At 61.2% G+C, this 18750-nt stretch carries 24 protein-coding genes and 1 tRNA gene; 17 read left to right on the forward strand and 8 right to left on the reverse strand.

What is annotated here, in order from left to right:
• Positions 1–3: 3 nt before the first annotated feature.
• Genes cyoC through cyoE form a run of 3 tightly spaced genes read left to right on the forward strand, consistent with a single transcriptional unit; the run spans position 4 to position 1894 of the window.
• Complete coding sequence (gene cyoC / locus ABKS89_RS04945) at positions 4–633, forward strand: cytochrome o ubiquinol oxidase subunit III (RefSeq protein ID WP_015475724.1); 630 nt, start codon at positions 4–6, stop codon at positions 631–633.
• Positions 633–995 (forward strand): cytochrome o ubiquinol oxidase subunit IV, encoded by a 363-nt coding sequence (gene cyoD, locus ABKS89_RS04950; protein ID WP_015475725.1) that lies wholly within the window; start codon positions 633–635, stop codon positions 993–995. Before cyoC ends, cyoD begins: the two co-directional genes overlap by 1 nt.
• Before the next feature lie 11 nt (positions 996–1006).
• Entirely contained in the window at positions 1007–1894 is an 888-nt protein-coding gene (gene cyoE / locus ABKS89_RS04955; protein WP_081517366.1) for a heme o synthase, read from the forward strand.
• Positions 1895–2078: 184 nt separating this feature from the next.
• On the opposite strand, the gene ABKS89_RS04960 is transcribed toward cyoE, so the two are convergent.
• The 3 genes from ABKS89_RS04960 to ABKS89_RS04970 all read right to left on the reverse strand — a co-directional run bounded on the left by ABKS89_RS04960 (position 2079) and on the right by ABKS89_RS04970 (position 4325).
• Positions 2079–3377: an NAD(P)/FAD-dependent oxidoreductase gene (locus ABKS89_RS04960; protein WP_348588121.1), complete on the reverse strand. Its 1299-nt coding sequence runs from the start codon at positions 3375–3377 to the stop codon at positions 2079–2081.
• A gap of 53 nt (positions 3378–3430) precedes the next feature.
• A complete protein-coding gene (locus ABKS89_RS04965) occupies positions 3431–3601 on the reverse strand; it encodes a DUF3094 domain-containing protein (RefSeq protein WP_017516731.1) in 171 nt (56 codons plus the stop codon).
• 94 nt (positions 3602–3695) lie between these two features.
• Entirely contained in the window at positions 3696–4325 is a 630-nt protein-coding gene (locus ABKS89_RS04970) for a DUF1780 domain-containing protein (RefSeq protein ID WP_045209488.1), read from the reverse strand.
• 121 nt (positions 4326–4446) lie between these two features.
• On the opposite strand from ABKS89_RS04970, the gene ABKS89_RS04975 reads away from it, so the two are divergent.
• The 3 genes from ABKS89_RS04975 (at position 4447) to ABKS89_RS04985 (ending at position 5890) form a co-directional block, all read left to right on the forward strand.
• Positions 4447–4881, forward strand: a complete 435-nt coding sequence (locus ABKS89_RS04975; protein ID WP_348588120.1) for an FAD/FMN-containing dehydrogenase — start codon at positions 4447–4449, stop codon at positions 4879–4881.
• Positions 4878–5567: an energy-coupling factor ABC transporter permease gene (locus tag ABKS89_RS04980; RefSeq protein ID WP_138212197.1), complete on the forward strand. Its 690-nt coding sequence runs from the start codon at positions 4878–4880 to the stop codon at positions 5565–5567. The genes ABKS89_RS04975 and ABKS89_RS04980 overlap by 4 nt, the downstream gene beginning before the upstream one ends.
• A 107-nt stretch (positions 5568–5674) precedes the next feature.
• On the forward strand, positions 5675–5890 hold the full coding sequence (locus tag ABKS89_RS04985) for a hypothetical protein (protein WP_138212198.1): 216 nt from the start codon (positions 5675–5677) through the stop codon (positions 5888–5890).
• Between the two features lie 52 nt (positions 5891–5942).
• On the opposite strand, the gene yacG is transcribed toward ABKS89_RS04985, so the two are convergent.
• The 5 genes from yacG to pilB form a co-directional block, all read right to left on the reverse strand.
• Positions 5943–6146: a DNA gyrase inhibitor YacG gene (gene yacG, locus ABKS89_RS04990; RefSeq protein ID WP_138212199.1), complete on the reverse strand. Its 204-nt coding sequence runs from the start codon at positions 6144–6146 to the stop codon at positions 5943–5945.
• On the reverse strand, positions 6143–6751 hold the full coding sequence (gene coaE / locus ABKS89_RS04995) for a dephospho-CoA kinase (RefSeq protein WP_081517370.1): 609 nt from the start codon (positions 6749–6751) through the stop codon (positions 6143–6145). The genes yacG and coaE overlap by 4 nt, the downstream gene beginning before the upstream one ends.
• A gap of 65 nt (positions 6752–6816) precedes the next feature.
• Positions 6817–7689: a prepilin peptidase gene (locus ABKS89_RS05000; protein ID WP_348588119.1), complete on the reverse strand. Its 873-nt coding sequence runs from the start codon at positions 7687–7689 to the stop codon at positions 6817–6819.
• 3 nt (positions 7690–7692) lie between these two features.
• On the reverse strand, positions 7693–8910 hold the full coding sequence (locus ABKS89_RS05005) for a type II secretion system F family protein (RefSeq protein ID WP_192290158.1): 1218 nt from the start codon (positions 8908–8910) through the stop codon (positions 7693–7695).
• A gap of 3 nt (positions 8911–8913) precedes the next feature.
• Complete coding sequence (gene pilB / locus ABKS89_RS05010; protein ID WP_348588118.1) at positions 8914–10617, reverse strand: type IV-A pilus assembly ATPase PilB; 1704 nt, start codon at positions 10615–10617, stop codon at positions 8914–8916.
• A gap of 233 nt (positions 10618–10850) precedes the next feature.
• On the opposite strand from pilB, the gene ABKS89_RS05015 reads away from it, so the two are divergent.
• The 11 genes from ABKS89_RS05015 (at position 10851) to ABKS89_RS05065 (ending at position 18747) form a co-directional block, all read left to right on the forward strand.
• Positions 10851–11252 carry a pilin gene (locus ABKS89_RS05015; protein WP_348588117.1) on the forward strand — a complete coding sequence of 134 codons (402 nt, stop codon included), beginning with the start codon at positions 10851–10853 and terminating at the stop codon, positions 11250–11252.
• A gap of 15 nt (positions 11253–11267) precedes the next feature.
• Positions 11268–12386: a hypothetical protein gene (locus ABKS89_RS05020; RefSeq protein WP_348588116.1), complete on the forward strand. Its 1119-nt coding sequence runs from the start codon at positions 11268–11270 to the stop codon at positions 12384–12386.
• A gap of 117 nt (positions 12387–12503) precedes the next feature.
• A complete protein-coding gene (locus ABKS89_RS05025) occupies positions 12504–14399 on the forward strand; it encodes a sulfatase-like hydrolase/transferase (protein WP_348588115.1) in 1896 nt (631 codons plus the stop codon).
• 100 nt (positions 14400–14499) lie between these two features.
• Positions 14500–14575, forward strand: a tRNA-Thr gene (locus tag ABKS89_RS05030).
• Between the two features lie 173 nt (positions 14576–14748).
• On the forward strand, positions 14749–16068 hold the full coding sequence (locus ABKS89_RS05035) for a tyrosine-type recombinase/integrase (RefSeq protein ID WP_348588114.1): 1320 nt from the start codon (positions 14749–14751) through the stop codon (positions 16066–16068).
• Entirely contained in the window at positions 16065–16871 is an 807-nt protein-coding gene (locus ABKS89_RS05040; RefSeq protein ID WP_348588113.1) for a hypothetical protein, read from the forward strand. Before ABKS89_RS05035 ends, ABKS89_RS05040 begins: the two co-directional genes overlap by 4 nt.
• 91 nt (positions 16872–16962) lie before the next feature.
• Positions 16963–17196, forward strand: coding sequence for a helix-turn-helix transcriptional regulator (locus tag ABKS89_RS05045; protein ID WP_348588112.1), 234 nt, complete (start codon positions 16963–16965; stop codon positions 17194–17196).
• Positions 17193–17456: a helix-turn-helix domain-containing protein gene (locus tag ABKS89_RS05050; protein ID WP_348588111.1), complete on the forward strand. Its 264-nt coding sequence runs from the start codon at positions 17193–17195 to the stop codon at positions 17454–17456. The genes ABKS89_RS05045 and ABKS89_RS05050 overlap by 4 nt, the downstream gene beginning before the upstream one ends.
• Complete coding sequence (locus ABKS89_RS05055) at positions 17453–17692, forward strand: hypothetical protein (protein WP_348588110.1); 240 nt, start codon at positions 17453–17455, stop codon at positions 17690–17692. Before ABKS89_RS05050 ends, ABKS89_RS05055 begins: the two co-directional genes overlap by 4 nt.
• A gap of 432 nt (positions 17693–18124) precedes the next feature.
• Positions 18125–18439 carry a hypothetical protein gene (locus ABKS89_RS05060; RefSeq protein ID WP_348588109.1) on the forward strand — a complete coding sequence of 105 codons (315 nt, stop codon included), beginning with the start codon at positions 18125–18127 and terminating at the stop codon, positions 18437–18439.
• A complete protein-coding gene (locus ABKS89_RS05065; protein WP_348588108.1) occupies positions 18436–18747 on the forward strand; it encodes a hypothetical protein in 312 nt (103 codons plus the stop codon). The genes ABKS89_RS05060 and ABKS89_RS05065 overlap by 4 nt, the downstream gene beginning before the upstream one ends.
• The last annotated feature ends 3 nt before the right edge of the window (positions 18748–18750 follow it).

The raw sequence follows: 18750 nt of genomic DNA on the forward strand, positions 1-18750 counted from the left end.
ACCATGTCGACGGCAGTACTGAATCAACACCTGGTCGATACGCACGAAGCGGCGCATGACCACGACCACGCCCACGACAGTGGCGGCATGACGGTCTTCGGCTTCTGGCTGTACCTGATGACCGACTGCATCCTGTTCGCGAGCGTCTTCGCCACCTACGCCGTGCTGGTCAACCACACGGCCGGCGGCCCGAGCGGCAAGGACATCTTCGAACTGCCCTACGTGGCCGTCGAAACCGCGATCCTGCTGATCTCCTCCTGCACCTACGGCCTGGCCATGCTGGCTGCGCACAAGGGTGCCAAGGGCAAGGCCATCGCCTGGCTGGGCGTGACCTTCCTCTGCGGTGCCGCGTTCATCGGCATGGAACTCAACGAGTTCCATCACCTGATCGTCGAAGGCTTCGGCCCGAGCCGCAGCGCCTTCCTGTCGTCCTTCTTCACCCTGGTCGGCATGCACGGCCTGCACGTAAGTGCCGGCCTGCTGTGGATGCTGGTGCTAATGGCTCAGATCGGCACCCGTGGCCTGACCGCGCAGAACAACACCCGCATGATGTGCCTGAGCCTGTTCTGGCACTTCCTGGACATCGTCTGGATCTGCGTATTCACCGTCGTCTACCTGATGGGGGCTCTGTAATGACCGCTGCTGCACATCATCACGACTCCCACGGTGCCGGCCACGACAACCACGGCGCCGGTCACGGCAGCCTGGGTTCGTACGCCATCGGCTTCGTGCTCTCGGTGATCCTCACCGCGATCCCGTTCTACATGGTCATCGACGGCGGCTTCTCGCGTCACGCCACCCTGCTGACCATGGTGATCCTGGGCCTGGTTCAGGTCGTCGTGCACCTGATCTGCTTCCTGCACATGAACTTCAGCTCCGAAGGCCGCTGGAACGTCATGGCATTCATCTTCACCGCCATCATCATCCTGCTGGTGGTCGGTCTGTCGCTGTGGATCATCTACACCGCAGACACCCTGATGATGCCGATGCCCTGAGGGCCGATGCCGTGAAACTCAAGCGTTATCTCCTGGTCGCCAAGCCGGGCATCATCTTCGGAAACCTGATCGCGGTGGCGGGGGGATACTTCCTCGCCGCTCGCGGCAGCGTTGACCCGATGCTGCTGCTGGCCACCGTGATCGGCCTGTCCCTGGTCGTTGCCAGCGGTTGTGTATTCAACAACTGCATCGACCGCGACATCGATCGCTTCATGGAGCGTACCCGCAGCCGTGTCACCGTGACCGGGCAGATCTCGCTGAAGGCCGCCCTGGCCCATGGCGTGGTCCTCGGCGCGGCGGGCTTCGGCCTGCTGGCGTGGAAGACCAACGTGCAGGCGACTCTGCTCGCCGCGTTCGGCTTCTTCGTCTACGTCGTGCTCTACAGCCTCTGGCTCAAGCGCAGCTCGGTCTACGGCACGCTGGTCGGCAGTCTCTCCGGAGCCATGCCGCCGGTGGTGGGCTACTGCGCCGCCAGCGGTCACTTCGACATGGGCGCGGCGGTGCTGCTGCTGATCTTCTGCCTCTGGCAGATGCCGCACAGCTACGCCATCGCGATCTTCCGCCTCAACGACTACCGCGCTGCCGGGATTCCCGTTCTGCCGGTGGAGCGGGGCATCGAAGCGACCAAGAAGCAGATCCTGTACTACGTCGTGGCCTTTGGTCTTGCGACCCTGCTGCTGACCGTGACCGGCTTCGCCGGCTACGGTTACCTGGTGGTGGCGCTGGCCGTCAGCGCCTGGTGGCTGTTCATCGCGGTGAAAGGCTTCAGTGCCGAAGACGATCGCCGCTGGGCCCGCCAGCTGTTCGCCTTCTCCATCATCGCGATCAGCGTGCTGAGCCTGATGATGTCCATCGACTTCCAGGCCATCCCGGCCCAGTCGATGCTGGCGGCGCTGTAAGGCTGCTTTGCTGCAACGAAAAAGCCGCCCCTCGGGGCGGCTTTTTTGTGCCTGGCGTTTTGGCCGATGTGCCCCTTGTAGGAGCGCGCCATGCGCGCGATCGCGGGCATGGCCCGCTCCTACAGGTGAGGCACCGTGTTTGCCACGGGCGTAGGAGCGGACTCCGTCCGCGATCGCTATCCGATCAATGCAGCTTCAAGCGCGGCTCGGTACTGCGGCCGATGCGGTCCGCGATCATCAGCAGCGCGGTGCGGAACGGTCCATACAGCGCCATCTGGTGCATGCGGTACAGCGACACGTAGAACATCCGCGCCAGCCAGCCTTCGAGCTTCACGCTGCCCATCAGGTTACCCATCAGGTTGCCCACCGCGCTGAAGCGCGACAGCGAGATCAGCGAGCCATAGTCGGTGTAGCGGTACTCTGGCAGCGGCTTGCCTTCCAGGCGCGCGACGATGGCCTTGGCCAGCAGCGAAGCCTGCTGGTGCGCAGCCTGGGCGCGCGGTGGCACGGTGCGTTCGCTGCCATCGCCCATGGGGCAGGCGGCACAGTCACCGAAGGCGAAGACGTTGTCATCGCGGGTGGTCTGCAGGGTAGGGCGAACCACCAGCTGGTTGATGCGGTTGGTCTCCAGGCCGTCGATTTCCCTGAGCAGGCTCGGCGCGCGGATGCCCGCCGCCCAGACCTTCAGGCTCGCCGGAATGAACTCGCCCACCGCCGTGCGCAGGCCCTCGGCGGTCACTTCCTGCACCGCCGAACCGGTGAGTACGCGCACGCCGAGCTTCTCCAGCGTCTGGTGTACCGGGCGGCTGATGCGCTCGGGCAGCGCCGGCAGCACGCGCGGGCCGGCCTCGATCAGGGTGATGCGCATGTTCTGCGGCTGGATGCCGGTCAGGCCGTAGGCCGCCAGTTCCTGCGCGGCGTGGTGCAGCTCGGCGGACAGCTCGACGCCGGTGGCGCCGGCGCCAACGATGGCGACGCTGATCTGGTCGTCCTTGTCCTGCCCGGCGTGGGCGCGCAGGTAGTGGGTCAGCAACTGCTTGTGGAAGCGCTCGGCCTGCTCGCGGGTATCCAGGAAGATGCAGTGGTCCGCGGCGCCCTGGGTGCCGAAGTCATTGGTGGTACTGCCGATGGCTAGCACCAGGGTGTCGTACTCCAGCCCACGCGCCGGCACCAGCTCCTCGCCCTGCTCATCGAGCGTGGCGGCGAGCTGGATGCGCTTGCTCGCGCGGTCCAGACCGGAGAGGCGGCCGAGCTGGAATTCGAAGTGGTTCCATTTCGCCTGGGCGACGTAGTTCAGCTCATCCTCGGAGGAGTTGAGCGAGCCGGCGGCGACTTCGTGCAGCAGGGGTTTCCAGATGTGGGTGAGGTTGGCGTCGACGAGCGTAATGCGCGCCTTGCCCTTTTTACCCAGGGTGCGGCCGAGACGGGTCGCGAGCTCCAGCCCGCCGGCGCCGCCGCCGACGATCACGATACGATGGGACATGGTGCATTCTCATAGCTTAAGGAATCCTGTATCGGCCCGTGGCGGCACGGCGCTCACGCAAGGTAGGCCAGGAGGCGGCTCAGCAAACCCAGGGCGATGACCACAGCGAGCAAGGCTCCCATCATCAGCCAGGGTTTGAACGGCGCGCGTTGGACCTGGTGGACGGGAGAGCTGAGGTACTGATCGACCTTCTGCTGGTCTTCGGGGCTCAGGCGACTGGGCATGGGCGGCCTCCGTTTATAATGTCGAGCATTCTAGTAGGGCTTGGGCGGCCTCTCAATGCGCCGCCGATCAATGCAGCTTTGCGTCGGCGCCTATTTACAGGCCGACGCCCATGTCGAAAAGGATGCTGCGGCCCAGGCTGCCGCGCAGGAAATCCGGCGCATCACTGTGGGCGAAAAGCACGCGGGCGAAGGTCGGGCCGACCACCGACAACGAGCGCCAACCCTGGCGCAGGTACTCGGTTGGCGGTGGAAAAGGGGTGTTGAAGTCCGGCGTTTCGCGCTTGAGGCTGACGAAGGCCAGCAGGTCCAGCTCGCGTGGGTCGATGCCGCGCTCGGTGTAGTTGTGCGCCTTCTTGCGCAGTGTCGGTGCCAGGCGCGCCTGCAGTTCCGCGCAGGGAATCCGCCGCGGCCGCTGCTCACGGCGGATCAGCTGGTTGAGGCTCTGGGCCATGCGCCGGCGCAGCAGTTCTTCCTTCCACTCCTCATTGAGCCGGCGACCCTGGTCGAGTACGAAGAACACCTCGAAGGTGGCGTCGCGGAACAGCACATCCGGTGGCTGCTGCGTGGGCGCGACGAAGTCCTCCTGGCGATACGGCACCTTCAGCGCCTGCAGCAGGCGCTGGCAGGCCCAGCACTCCCGTTCCCACTTGCGGGCGTTGGAGAGAAAGTCGTTGGCTTGTTCTGCCTGGCGCGTCAGCAGGCGCAGATAGTCGGACTCGTTCATGCCTCAAGCATAGTTGCTGGCAACCGCAGGCGGGCGCCGATGGCGGTGTAGACTGTTGCCAATCATTGGCGGTTCCGGGCAAGGGGGATGCGTGAGGCGAGTGCTGGGCGGGATGCTGTTGATGATGTTGGCGAGTCTGGCGGTGGCGCAGGATTCACCGGCCATCGGCTGGACGCTGCTGGATCAGTTCGACAAGCCCTACACGGCGAACGCTGACCTGAAGGTGCTGCTGGTCGCCCACGACATGGCCGGCTCCAAGCTGGTGAAAGCCGCGCTGGCCGAGCGCCCGGCAGGCTATCTCGAAGCTCGCCATGCAGCCTTCGTGGCCGACATCAGCCGCATGCCCGCGCCCATCTCGAAGCTGTTCGCAATCCCCGCCATGCGCGACTACTCCTACCGCGTGCTGCTCGACCGCGAGCCGCGCGTGGCCAACCGTTTCCCGGGCCAGGCCGACGCGGTGACCTGGTTGCAACTCGAACAGGGCAAGGTCTTCTCGACCCATCAGCTCGACTCGGCTGAAGCGCTGCGTCAGGCGCTGGAGCGGGGCGCGCCGTGATCGCCGCGCAGTTGCTGTCCGCGGAGACCCTGGAGATCGGCTGGGCGATCTACCTGCCCATCGTCGCCTGGGCCATCTGGCGCGCACCGTGGCTGGAGCTGGTCAGCGACTTCCGCCGCCAGCACCTGGTGTTCGGCACCATGCTCGGGCTGTTCCTGCTCTGGCTGGTGCGGCGCGACTTCGCTTCCGGGGTGTCCTTCCACTTCATCGGCATGACCGCCGTGACCCTGCTGCTGGACTGGCCGCTGGCGGTGCTGGTCGGCCTGGTTGCGCAATTGGGGCTGTGCGCCATCGGCCGGCAGGACTGGGCGGCCCTCGGCGTCAACGGCATCCTGCTGGTGCTGATCCCGGTCGTCATCACCGAGCTGGCGGCGATCTTCGTCGAGCGCCGGCAGCCGCGGAACCTGTTCGTCTACATCTTCTGCTCGGGCTTCTTCCCGGCGGCGCTGGCGGCGGTCTGCAGCCTGCTGCTGGGCCTCGGCCTGCTGTGGATGGACGGGCTGTTCCCGATGCCGCCGTGGATCGAGGACTTCATCGGCTACCTCTGGCTGATCATGTTCCCCGAGGCGTTCATCAACGGCACCATCGTCACCGGGCTGGTGGTCTTCTACCCGGACTGGCTGGAGACCTTCAACCGCACGCGCTACCTGCAGGCGCCGTGGAAGGATGACGATGAGCCACGCTGATGTTCGGCCATCTGCGAGGCCCATGGCCGCCGCGGTTTGATCCAGATCAGTTCGGCAACCTCCCAGGATCAGGGAAGCTTGGCCCCCCATTCGCAAGGAGATTGCCGATGAGCATTCACAGCTGGGCCGAACAACGTCTCCACGAACTGCTGATCGAAGCGGAAGCGGGCGGGCAGGACCCACAACTGGTCGTGCGCGCACTGCTCAGCGCAGTGGTGCAGGCCAATGCGCAAGTCCGTACTCAGGAAGACCTGGGGCATGAGTTGCATTTCCTCGCCGACAACCTGGACGAGGAGCGGGACTACAGCTTTATGCGCCCCTGAACGAAAAAGGCCCGCAGATGCGGGCCTTTTTACTGGCTTGGAGAGCGCCGCTTCAATGTCCGCGCGGATTCTCCAGATCACCGGAGAACAGCTCGTCCTCGAGATTGTCGCCGGGGATGGCGTGATCTTCCGCCGCCCAGGCGCCGAGGTCGATCAGCTTGCAGCGGTGCGAACAGAAGGGGCGGAACTCGCTCTTGGCGCTCCACTCCACGGGGGCGCCGCAGGTGGGGCATTCCACGGTCAGGGGTTGGCTCATGGTTGTCCTCCACGCAGGCCTAGATAGAACTGATGCAGACGCTCGACCTGCTGGTGCAGGTGGCCGAGGTCGCCATCGTTGAGCAGCACGTCGTCCGCGTGCTTGAGTCGGTCGTCGCGCAAGGCCTGGGCCTTGAGAATCGAGCGGACCTGTTCTTCGGACACCTGGTCGCGGCGCATGGTGCGCTCCAGCTGCAGGTGTTCCGGGGTATCCACCACTAGCACGCGCTGGGTCATGCGGTGCTGCCCGGACTCCACCAGCAGCGGCGAGACCAGGATGGCGTAGGGCGATTGCGCCTGCGCCAGGTTGCTGGCGATCTCCTGGCCGATCAGCGGATGCAGCAGCTGTTCCAGCCAGCGACGTTCGTCTTCGGCCTTGAAGATGCGCTCTCGCAGGGCGGCGCGGTTGAGCTGGCCATCCGGCAGCAACATGGCTTCGCCGAAGCGTTCGACGATCTTCGCCAGGGCAGGGCGGCCGGGTTCCACCACCCAGCGCGCAGCGTGGTCGGCGTCGACCATGTGTATGCCCAGTGAGGCGAAATGCTCGGCGGCGGCACTTTTGCCGCTGCCGATGCCGCCGGTGAGGCCCAGGATCCAGGGTTTCATGGTTCTCCTTTCAGCCGGCCCGGTGGCCGTCCAGATGCGCCGAGGAGACTCGGCGCAGGAGAAGGCTAGCGGAAACCGGCGAACTGCAGATAGGTCGCGGTTATTTGATCACCCCAGAGCAGCGCAATCCAGCCGGCGATGGCCAGATAGGGTCCGAAGGGGATGGGCGTACTGGTTTCGGCATTGCGCAGGCGCAGCATGATCACGCCCAGAACCGCGCCTACCAGCGAGGAGAACAGGATGGTCAGCGGCAGCACCTGCCAGCCGCCCCAGGCGCCGAGCATGGCCAGCAGCTTGAAGTCGCCGTAGCCCATGCCTTCCTTGCCGGTGATCAGCTTGAACAGCCAGTACACCGACCACAGGCTCAGGTAACCGAACACCGCGCCCCAGAGCGCGTCGCCCAGGCTGGTGAAGAGCCCGAAGTGGTTGACGATCAGCCCCAGCCAGAGGAGCGGCAGTACCAGGGCGTCCGGCAACAGCTGATGATCGACGTCGATCATGCTCATCGCCAGCAGGCCCCAGGTCAGCAGCAGCATCGCGCCGGCCTGCCAGCCGAAGCCGTAATGCCAGGCGATGAAGGCCGACAGGATGCCACAGGCCAACTCGACCAGCGGGTAGCGCTTGCTGATCGGCGCCTTGCAGGACGAGCACTTGCCGCCCAGCGCCAGCCAGCTGACCACCGGGATGTTCTCCCAGGGCTTGATCTCGTGGGCGCAGTGCGGGCACTGGGAGTTGGGCAGGACCAGGTTGTAGATCGGGAGCTTCTCGCCCTCCGGCAGGCCCAGGGTTTCCCGCGCCTGCTGCTGCCAGTCGCGCTCCATCATCCGCGGCAGACGATGGATCACCACGTTGAGGAAGCTGCCGACCAGCAGGCCGAGGAGGGTGACGCACAAAACAAAGGCCAGCGGGGTGCTGGCCAGGTAGTCAAGAGCAGGCATGGGTTATACGACGTTGCCCAGTTGGAAGATCGGCAGGTACATGGCGATGATCAGGCCGCCGACCAGTACACCCAGGACGGCCATGATCATGGGCTCCATCAGGGTGGTCAGGTTGTCGACGGCGTTGTCGACTTCCTCTTCGTAGTAGCTGGCCACTTTGTCGAGCATGGCATCCAGCGAGCCGGATTCCTCACCGATCGCGGCCATCTGGATGGCCATGCTCGGGAATACGCCGGTGGTGCGCATGGAGAAGTTCAGCTGTGTACCGGAGGAAACGTCCTGCTTGATCTTGTTCACTGCGTTGCGGAAGACGACGTTGCCCGTGGCGCCAGATACGGAGTCGAGGGCCTCCACCAGTGGCACACCGGCAGCGAAGGTCGTAGACAGGGTCCGAGCATAGCGGGCGACGGCGGACTTGAAGATGATATCGCCGACAATGGGTGTCTTGAGCAATCCCCGATCCACCGAGTCTCTGAATTTTTCTGAGCGTTGATGGGCTGCCCGAATGATGAACGCCACAGCGAACATGCCTATCAACACCACGAACCACCAGGCCTGAAGCACCTCTGACAGGGAGATGACCATCTTGGTGAAGGCCGGAAGCTCCGCGCCGAAGTTGGCAAACACCGACTGGAATTGCGGCACCACTTTAATCAGCAAAATTGCGGAAACGACGATGGCAACGACCACGACCGCAATTGGGTAGGTCATGGCCTTCTTGATCTTGGCCTTGAGCGACTCGGTCTTTTCCTTGTAGGTGGCTACTCGGTCCAGCAGGGTCTCCAGCGCGCCAGACTGCTCGCCCGCGTCTACCAGGTTGCAGTAGAGATCGTCGAAATACAGCGGCTTCTTTCGCAGCGAATTAGCCAAGCTGTTGCCGGAGGCAACCTCTTGTTTAATCTCGTCGACGAGCTTGCGCATGTTGGCGTTGTCGAAGCCTTCGCCAATGATGTCAAAAGACTGCAGCAACGGAACACCCGACCCCATCATGGTCGCCATCTGCCGGGTGAACAGAGCGATGTCCATTGGCTTGATCTTCTTGCCCCGACCCAGCAGCGAGATGCTTTTCTTGCGCACCTTGGTCGGATTGATGCCCTGCTTGCGCAGTTGCGCCTTTACCAACGCAGTATTGGTGCCAGAAAGCTCCCCTTTGACTTTCCCACCCTTGCGGTCAGTGCCTTCCCAGGTAAAGACACTGGACTTCAATGCTTTTTCCGCCATGGATTAATCCTTGGTCACGCGGTTGACTTCCTCGAGGCTGGTAATGCCTTGCATGGCTTTCAGCAGGCCCGAGTTGCGCAGATCGTTGAAGCCTTCTTTGCGGGCCTGTTCGGCGATCTGAATGGAATTGCCTTCTTCCATGATAATCCGCTGCAGGGCTGGCGTGATTTTAACCACTTCATAAATACCTACACGTCCTTTGTAGCCGTTCTTGCAATTTTCACACCCTACCGGCGAATAAAGCTTGAAGGTACCGATTCTTTCTGCAGGGAAGCCTTCATGCAGAAGGGCCTCGTGCGGGACGTCATGTTCCTTCTTGCAGTGCGAGCAAAGCTTACGGGCCAGGCGCTGGGCGATGATCAGGTTGGTGGAAGTGGCTAGGTTGAAGGAGGCAACGCCCATGTTGAGCAGGCGTGTCAGGGTTTCCGCGGCACTGTTGGTGTGTAGGGTGGACATCACCATGTGGCCGGTTTGCGCCGCTTTGATGGCGATCTCGGCGGTTTCCAGGTCGCGGATCTCGCCGACCATGATCACGTCGGGGTCCTGCCGCAGGAACGCGCGCAGCGCCTGGGCGAAGTCCATGCCCTGCTTGGGGTTGACGTTGACCTGGTTGATCCCTTCCAGGTTGATCTCTACCGGGTCTTCCGCTGTGGAAATGTTGATATCCGGGGTGTTGAGAATGTTGATGCCGGTGTAAAGCGACACGGTCTTGCCCGAGCCGGTCGGGCCTGTCACCAGGATCATGCCCTGCGGTTGTTTGAGTGCCTCCAGGTAAAGTTGCTTCTGCGCTTCTTCATAGCCCAGGGCATCGATGCCCATCTGTGCACTGGACGAGTCGAGGATCCGCATCACGATTTTCTCGCCCCACAAGGTCGGCAGGGTGTTGACGCGGAAGTCGATGGATTTGGTCTTGGAGACGCGCATCTTGATGCGACCGTCCTGGGGCTTGCGGCGCTCGGAGATGTCCAGGCCGGCCATCACCTTCAGGCGCGCCGATATGCGGCTGGCCAGCTGGATCGGAGGCTTCGCTACTTCATGGAGCATGCCGTCAGTACGAAAGCGCACACGATAGATCTTCTCGTAAGGCTCGAAGTGCAGGTCCGATGAGCCGCCCTTGATGGCATCGAGCAGCATTTTGTTGACGAATCGAACAACCGGGGCGTCATCGGCATCGCCTCCGACAGCCTCATCCTTCTGTTCGGAGTTGCCGCTTTCGATGTCCAGACCGTCCAGATCGATGTCACCCAGGTCGTCCAGCCCACCGGTAACGCTCTCGAACAGTTTCTCGATGGCTTCACCCAGTCTGTCGTCGTCGACCAGGATGGCTTCGGTGGTCAGGCCGGTGCTGAACTGCACGTCGGTGATGGCCTGGTGGTTGGTGGGGTCGGAAAGGCCCACGAAAAGCTTGTTGCCACGTCGCCAGAGCGGGAGGATGCGATGCTGGCGGACCAGCTTCTCGCTGACCAGTTCCTTGGGAATTGACTCCTTGTCCAGGCTCGCGAGATCGAAAAAGGCTACCCCGAACTGTTCGGCTGCCAGCTCCGTCAGAGGGCGCGACTTCACCAGCTTGTTCTGCACCAGGTAGGTCACCAGTGGCAGCTTATTTCTCTGGGCTTGCTGCTGTGCCTGCTGTGCGCTCTTTTCATCGAGCAGTTCAGCGATAACCAATTGGCGGGCAAGTCCGGAAAGGATGACTTGGTCGTTCATGAGCATCAGGGCCTGGAGTAGATATAGGCAGCCTTATAACGCAGTTGCCGTGGGCTGCCAAATTGACACCTGGCAGGTGTCGTTTTTTGTCACTTCCTGCTGAAACCGCTCAGTTCAATCTTTGAAGTTTCCTTTTTTATAGCAGGAAACACAGTACCTTTTATGTTGGCACGGATGATGCTTTTGTCAGATCAGGTCATAGGACCTCCATTACTGACTCTAGGAGTTCAAGCATGAATGCTCAGAAAGGTTTTACTCTGATCGAACTGATGATCGTGGTTGCGATCATCGGTATTCTGGCCGCCATCGCCCTGCCGGCCTACCAGGACTACACCGTCCGCGCTCGCGTTTCCGAAGGTCTGGTCATCGCCAGCGGCGCCAAAGCCACTGTTGCTGAAAACCTGGCTGCCGCTGCTGCCGACAACTGCGCCGGTGTTAACACTGGTGTCACTGGTCGTACTACTCTGGCCTGCAACGCCGGCACCCTGTCGGTAGCGGTGGATGCCGGTAACAGCATCACCGTCAACCTGGCTCTGGCTCCCACTGCCAGCAGCACCGGTGTGACCTGGGCTTGCACCACCTCTTCCGATCTGAAATACGTTCCGGCCGAGTGCCGCAACGCCGCTACTCCGTAATCCGATGTCTCGAAAATGCGCCGCTTGCGGCGCATTTTTTTTGAGGTCACGAAAATGATGGTTCAACCAGCGCGCTGCTTCTTTTCTCCCATTGTCGACTTCATGATGATTGGCGGGTTGTCGCTGCTGGTACTGGCTCTGGTAGTTGCGCTGAATTTACAGGTATCTACTTTTGATATTTCCTTGCTGGCGTGGTACCTGGCGTTCTTCGTCAACGGCCCGCACTTTCTGATCAGCTACCTGATGCTCTATGGAGGGCATCGTGGGCGCCTGCTGAAGGACATTCGTTTTTTCTGGGCCGGCGTGCTCGCACCGCTTTTGTTGCTTGGTGCAGTGGGTTACGCGCTTATGACCGCGCGAATCGACGTACTTCGGGGTCTGCTGTACCTCATGCTCTTTACGGTGGGCTGGCATTACATCAAGCAGTCCTACGGCTGTTTCATTGTCTATTCAGCGGGCCAGGGCGCTTTTTTCAGTCGCTCCGAACAGCTGATTATTCGCTATTCGCTGTTCCCGCTTTGGTGGGCGTCGTTTCTGCGTCTTTTCACTGGGCGCTATGACAATAATTTTGCGGGACTTCCGTATTCATTGCCGTCCGTTTTGAGCGACTGGACGCGAGAGTTGCATCTGCTCTCTTTGCTGGGAGTCCTCCCCGCTCTGGCGGTGTTTCTGTGTCGCTGGAAGCGCAACGAGAAGTGGCCAGGGCTGATCGCGGTTACGCCCTTGCTGATGATCTACCTCTGGCTCTCACCGCTGCTGCGTAATGAATTCTTCCTGGTGCTCATTCCGCTGTTCCACTCCCTCCAGTACATGCTGTTCAGCGGCGCTTACACGCGAAGCAAGGTGCAGCGTTCCGGGCGCGCCTGGCTGGGATATGCGGCTTGGTGGGGCAGCGCGTTCGTGTTGGCTGCCTTGTTGTTCAATTATTTACCGGTCTATCTGGATCAGTTGAGACTTCTGCCGCTGGCAATGCCGATCAATACCTTCATGCTTTGCTTCGTCCTCTTCATCAATGTTCACCATTACTTCATCGATAACGTAATGTGGCGAGGGGGAAATCAGGAGGTCCGAGAGAACATTGGTATGCGGACCTTGGGGCGAACTGCCGAGTCTGCCGGTCGTTCAGCCATTTAGAATGCTGGCCCTGCGGCCTGGGGGCAGAAGCTCCCGATGATCAATGGTTTGATGGTTGCCATCCGGAGTTGATGAGCTCGTGATCCTCCTCTAGATGGCGATTTCTTCAGAGTGCTTATGACCAAGTTAGTACGGGTACTGCTTTCCCTGGCATTCTTGCTGCTCTACTGGGCTCCGTTGCTTCTGGAGCCTCGCGTATTGCCCATGGATGATAGGCACGTCTATGCCTTGCTTCGCCAGGCCTGGATGTCAGGAACGGTGCGTGAGGGGGCGTCGCTGTTCATTGCCAGCAGTCTGGTGCTGTGCGCCGTGACCCTGTGGTTCTTCAGTTGGCTGGGAAGGTGGGTGGCGCGCCTGTTTGGCATTTCGCCCACGATTGGCCATGCACTGGCCCTGCTGTTCGGTTGGATGCTGCTGGTCTCGGTGAACCGCTGGTGGTTCCCTTACTCCAACTACTCCTATGCGCTTTCGCTGCTGGACTCGGTCATTCTGGGTAAGGTAGCGCTGAGCCTGCTGGCGATTCTGCTGCTAGTCATTTTTTATCGCGCGATTCCTGTAATGACTCGAGCGCAGCGCCTGGCGGGTATCTGTGTAGCCCTGGGGGGGCTGGGACTCTGGGCTATCAGCGGGGCCGCGCATGTAGAACCTCGCTCTGGGCGCAGCATTGTCATAGTCGGAGTGGACTCGCTCTCGGCGCATGCCTTTGCCTCGACCGCAGAGCAAACCCCAGTCCTCCATGGTCTGTATGCCCAAAGCATGAAGTACACTCGGGCTTACGTTCCCCTGGGCAGGACTTACCCTTCGTGGACCAGCATCCTGTCGGGCCAATATCCCCAGCAGCATGGTGCTGTTTTCAATCTGCGTGGTCTGGCGCATGTGGCCCCAGAGACGCTCCTTAGCACTCAATTGCAGAAGCGAGGCTATCGGACTGTTTTTGCCATCGACGAGCGCCGTTTCAACAATATGGATAAAGGCTTCGGATTCGACGTCATAGTTGGACCCAAGGCTGGCGTGTTGGACGTCGCCCTACAGAGCTTTGCCGATACACCACTGACTAATCTGTTGATGCAGACGCAGCTGGCCGGGTGGTTGTTTCCCTACGCCTTTGTCAACACGGCCATTCACGTAAATTACTCGGATACGGACTTCGTCCAGGCGGTCCTGGATTCAGTGGGTGGCGGTGGTGATGTATTTCTTGCCACGCATTTTGAGTCCGCACACTTCCCCTACAAGACCCGGCACGCCCATGTGAAGGTGAAAACTGACAACCCTTTCTGGGATGCGCATGTTGAGGCGCTCAGTGTCGTCGATCACCAGGTCGATCTTCTGATGGATGGGCTCCGGCAAAAAGGAGTGCTGAACGATGCCTTGGTGGTGCTGCTCTCCGACCATGGCGAAGGGGTGGGGGAGATTGAGAGCGTTGTCGCTGTCGATGGTCAGCCCTTCGAAGTCACAGGCTACGGGCATGGCGCCAATGTCTTGAGTGATCGGCAGAACCGAGTGCTGCTGGCAACTCTGGTCTACAAGAACGGCAGAGTGGTCAGTGCTCCGGGAGAAGTGAGTGCCCAGGTTGGGCTGACGGATGTTCGAGCGGCCATGGAGCGCTATCTTGCAGGGCAAGAGCCGCAGATCAGGGCGAAGGACGACTGCATGATGGTCGAGACAGGGATTCGTTTCTTTGCTGCGGAAAACTACAAGACACTCGATGAGGCCGCCCTTGCACAACAGGGGGCGGGATACTACGAGGTCACTGCTCAGGGCTTGATGCAACTGCGGGAAGACCGGATAGCGGAATTGGTAGCGACGAAGGATATTGGTGTGCGCTGTCTGGGACGCATCAGCTATTACGTTGCCGCCTCAGGGCGGGTCTATGGTTTCGCCCTCGACACACAGGGGGTGCCGGTCAGGCAGATCGTCCCGCTGGTCGATGACATCGCAAGGATCGAGGCATACAGAAATGCCTACCGGAGCCAGTTCCCTGCTTCATCTGCGGCGCCCGGGGCTGGTCACTGAGCAAGCTTTGCTTTGCGGCGTATGGTGCTGTCGCCCATCGCCTCGAACCGGTGCCGGGCGGATTGCCATGTCGCCGGCCTAGTGCTAGCTTACGCCCGCCGCCGGTGTAGCTCAGTCGGTAGAGCAGCTCATTCGTAATGAGAAGGTCGGGGGTTCGATTCCTCTTACCGGCACCAGATGTACCGCTCCGAATGATCCTGAATCATCCCGGAGCTCAGGAAAACCGGCCTCTTGGCCGGTTTTTTTGTGCCCGTATAAATCTGTATGCTGATGCACAATCCAGGTTTTTAGGGGTACAAATAGGGGTACGGCCCGGTTCGATATTGCCCGTACCCCTAAAAATGACGCTATGGCCCGTCCCATCACGCCTCTGAGCGATTCCAAGTGCGAAGCTGCCAAACCGCGCGAGAAAGCCTACAAACTCGCTGACGGCCAAGGCCTGTACCTGTTTGTCCGTCCTAATGGCAGCAAGGTCTGGCGGATGAAGTACACCCGCCCAAACGGCAGCGAAAACACGCTTACCTTCGGCGAGTACGGCCGGCAGGGTATTTCCCTCGCCAAGGCACGTGAGAAGCGCAGGAAGGCCCGCGATCTGCTGGCGCAGGGTATCGACCCCGCCGAGCAGGCAAAGCGTGAGGAAGCCCAGGCGAAGAACGCCACCACCTTTGAAGCCGTCACCCGTGATTGGCACGCCGCCCAGGTGAAGCGTGGCAAGTGGTCAGCCGGCCACGCCGAGCGAATCCTTCGCGAGATGGAAGGGGATCTGTTCCCCGCCCTCGGAAAGCGGCCGGTGGAGCAGTTGAAGACTCGTGACCTGCTGGCGCCGCTCCTGGAAGTGGAAGCCCGCGATGCACTCGACATGGCAGCCAGGCTCAGACAAAGGCTGTGTGCCGTCATGCGCTACGCCACTCAGACCGGAATCATCGACTACAACCCCGCTCAGGACCTCTCTGGCGCGATTTCCACGCGTAAGACGGTCCATCGGCCGGCTTTGCCTCTGGAGCGCCTTGGCGAGCTCTTAGAGCGCATTGACGGCTATAGCGGTCGCACGCTTACCAAATACGCGCTGCAGCTCACTCTGCAGGTGTTCGTGCGGTCGAGCGAGCTGCGCATGGCGCGGTGGCCGGAATTCGATTTCGATCGGGCCCTGTGGATCATTCCGCCGGAGCGCGAAGCTTTGCCAGGAGTGAGGCACTCCACCCGCGGCAGCAAGATGCGCGATGAGCACCTGGTCCCGCTGTCGCCCCAAGTCTTGGCCATCTTGCGTCAGGTACACGAACTCACGGGGAAAGGGCTTCTAGTGTTCCCCCATGACGCCTATGCCTCCAAGCCCATGAGCGAGAACACCATCAACGGCGCTCTCCGCCGGCTTGGCTACGACACGAAGACCGAAGTCTGTGGCCACGGTTTCCGGACCATGGCGTGCTCCGCCCTGGTCGAGTCGGGACTGTGGTCGAAGGACGCGGTGGAGCGACAGATGAGCCACAAGGAACGCAACGGCGTGCGTGCGGCGTACATCCACCGCGCAGAACACATCGAGGAGCGCCGGCTGATGGTGAACTGGTGGAGCAACTACCTGGACGAAAGCCGCCATCGGGCGATCACGCCTTTTGAGTATGCCCGGCCGGCAGGGAAGAACGTTGTCGATCTACGGAGAGCCGCAGAATGAGCAAGCTACTGAAGTTCCGTGACTGGCTATCGGCCGAGGAAGCAGCCATGTATCTGGCTGGGCTTATTGGCGAGCAGGTGAGCGCGAGAGACATCGCCCAGCTGCACAGCGAAGAGTGGCTCCCCGCCTACCGTGAGGGCTACTACAGGATCGTTCGGCTGGAGCCCGTGCAGGGCCCCAATGAGCAACAGGCACGATCAGACCTTGGGCTTCCCATATTCCGTGCAGCAGAAGACGTAGGTACTTGTTACTGGCTTCAACTTCCTAGCCGCCTTGCGATGTTGGAGAGCGAAGATGGGGGCCGGGAAGTCTTCACCATCCGCGACGAGGCAGGAGGCTACTACGCATACTTCGACGAAGACGCCGGCGAGTACCAACCGACATTCCCCAACGAACACGACCCGTCAGATTGCGAAGCAACGATCTTCAATCCAACCGATGTGTTTGAGCTTTCCCAACTGGCAAACACCCCAGGGGCCTCGGAGAAGCCGCGCCAACGGCGAGAAATCGACTGTCTCGCAAGCATACGACTATTCAACCTTGGGGGAGACGAAGAAGCTCCTGCACGCATGCCCGCGAAAATGGCAGAGCCCCCACAACGGGCTTCCAGCAAACTTCTAATCGCTGCTCTTGTAGCAATGCTCATCGAGCAAGGGCCTGGTCGGACCACCCAGGAACTCATTGCGGAAAAGATTGAGGAAAAATACAAAGGGGTAAGGGGGCTCGGATCGAAGACATCTACGAACCTCTTCGCAGAAGCAAAGAAAGCACTCAGAGCTGCGATGGCTGCTCTGCAGCCCTGAAATCCCAATTGGGATTCTATTTTTCCTAATTGGGATGACTGTTTATCCATACAGTATAAGGATGGCGCCGTAGTCATACGGAGCCATCTACATGCACACCCAAGCTAAACAATCGCCCGCAAAGGCGCTGATTCGTAAAACCTCTCTCTGCAGCTGGCTAGACATTACTCCTGGCGGCCTCGACAAGCTCAAGGCGAAGGACCCGAGCTTTCCCAAACCGATCAAGGACAGCCCGACCCGCCAAGCTGCTGCGTACTACGTCGTTGCCGAGGTGGAGGCCTGGCTGCAGAACAAGATCGCTAAGCGCGATGGTGCAGCGGTATGAGTGCCCTCGACATCTCGACCGAAGCGCAGCGCGCACGCCTGCTTGCTCGCGTTCAGGAAGGCCCTGTAGATACCCTCACTGCTCGGGCTGAACTCAACATCCTCCACCCCGCCGCACGCATCCAGGAGCTCCGCGACCGCGGCTATCCGATCAAGACCCACCTGATAACCAAGACCGACGACCACGGCCGCAAGCATCAGCGGGTGGCGCTGTACTACATCGGCACCCTGCCTCAGGGCGAGGGGAGGGCTGTCGCATGAGCATCTACGCCGGCCACCGCATCGAGGACCACGAGGACTTCATCTTCGAAACCCTCATGCCGGAAATCATCAACCAAGCCACCCGCAAGAGTGCCCCAACCGAAGTCGTTGCCTTCGCATGCTTCATGGCGCTGGCCACCATCCTCCAGCACAAGGGCATCGATCCCGATTCCTTGGCCCGCTACATCAAGGCGGCTAACCCGGTGAGCATCGTCAATCAGGGGGCATTGCACTAATGGCCCTTGCACTCACCTATCGCCGGCGCTATGGTTTGCCCGTCACGGTAAATCCCGTGGCCGGGCGTCGCGGCCCGTACGATCAAGGCGCACAAGCGCCCAAGACCTCATTGTTGGCGCTTTTTTTGTGCTCGCAGTGTCGCTCTATGGTGACGGCTGTGCGTGGGACACCTTCGGGTGTGCCGGTTTCCTTGATGCCGGTCCGCGAACCCGCGTACAGCTGTCACCTCCCTTCGCGTCGCGGCGAACGGTGGCAGCTCCACAATCAAGGAGCTACACCCATGCACACCCGCAATCCGCTTGCACATGCTGCAGCTCTCCGGGCAATTGCCCTGGCTGCACTCCGTGCTGATTCCTCCCTCTCTGTTCGTCTCGCTCGCTACAACGCCGCTATGGCCAAAGTCCGCGCGCTCGAAGCGCAGGGGGTGGACCATGCAGCAAGTTAACCACCTCGGCTTCATCGAACTGGTAGGCGACGCTCGCCTTAGCGACATGGACATGGCCTACATGAACGCCGCACGCGCGGAATTCGAGCACTTGGCCAACCTGATCCGCCTGGTCGTCATCCCCGCTGTGGGTGGCTGGCAGTCTCCAATCAGCATGGAACTCGGCGCCCACCTGGAAAACGTCCAGGTACTGTCCTCCAACTTCTGCTGGCGCCATCGCCACGTGGGCGCTGCTCACGATGCGCGCGACGTGCTCAGCACTAGCCAATCCAAGGCGCTGGCGCAGGAAGGTGCGGCATGAAGGCATTCGCCCCCAAGCGCAGCCAGGCCGTTGGCTACTTCTTCGTCCTCGATGAGCGCCGCCCAGTTCTGCCGTTCGGTGTATGCGGTCCCTTCGCCAAGCGCCGTGAAGCGAAGAAGGCCGCGAGCAAGTTGCGGGGCGTCCGTCCCGAGAGCGTGCTGAGCGTGTACGGAGGAACGGTGTTCGGCGTCGCGCAGACCTGCGAGGCGATGACCCAGGCCCGACTGCGAGCGCGCGATGAACTGAGCGCCATGCTGCAGGCGCCCACTCCCACTGCCCAGGCATTCAACGGCCTGACCAAGGAGTAAACC

The organism is Pseudomonas sp. LABIM340 (assembly GCF_040017195.2).
GTDB lineage: Bacteria > Pseudomonadota > Gammaproteobacteria > Pseudomonadales > Pseudomonadaceae > Pseudomonas.